We start from the raw sequence: 404 nt of genomic DNA, 5'->3' as shown, positions 1-404 counted from the left end.
GAACAATTTTCATCTGCTGGTCTGTATAATCATGCAACTGGCCCCCATTTATTGCTTCTTTTGATCCTTGTTCAATGCGGCCATCGGCAACATTATCAATTAATACAGGTTCACTTTCATTACCACCCGCTAAAGTGACTTTATTAATCTTGTTTCCTTCTTCATCTCTATCATATTTTACAACTCCATCTGCAAGTTCACCAACCGTATTCTCAATATTATCAACTTTATTTTCAATATTTAAAACGGTGTCACCAATATCAGCAATTGTATCACCAATATCAGCAATTGTATTTGAAATATTGTCAACTCTGTTTTCAATATGATCAACCTTCTTTGCAACATTTTTAACACGTTCATTTGTTTCCCAAAGCTGCCCACCATTTACTGCTTCTTTCGAATCT

Annotated in this window: 1 pseudogene; it reads right to left on the bottom strand. The window is 34.9% G+C overall.

From position 1 onward, the window contains the following. A pseudogene (locus J7R05_RS08645) lies at positions 1 to 404 on the bottom strand (hypothetical protein); the annotation flags it as partial.

The sequence above is a fragment of the Bartonella capreoli genome (genome assembly GCF_902813205.1).
In the GTDB taxonomy this organism is placed as follows: domain Bacteria; phylum Pseudomonadota; class Alphaproteobacteria; order Rhizobiales; family Rhizobiaceae; genus Bartonella; species Bartonella schoenbuchensis.
Note: the sequence above shows the minus strand (reverse complement) of the source record. Positions and strands in the feature narration are given on the sequence as shown.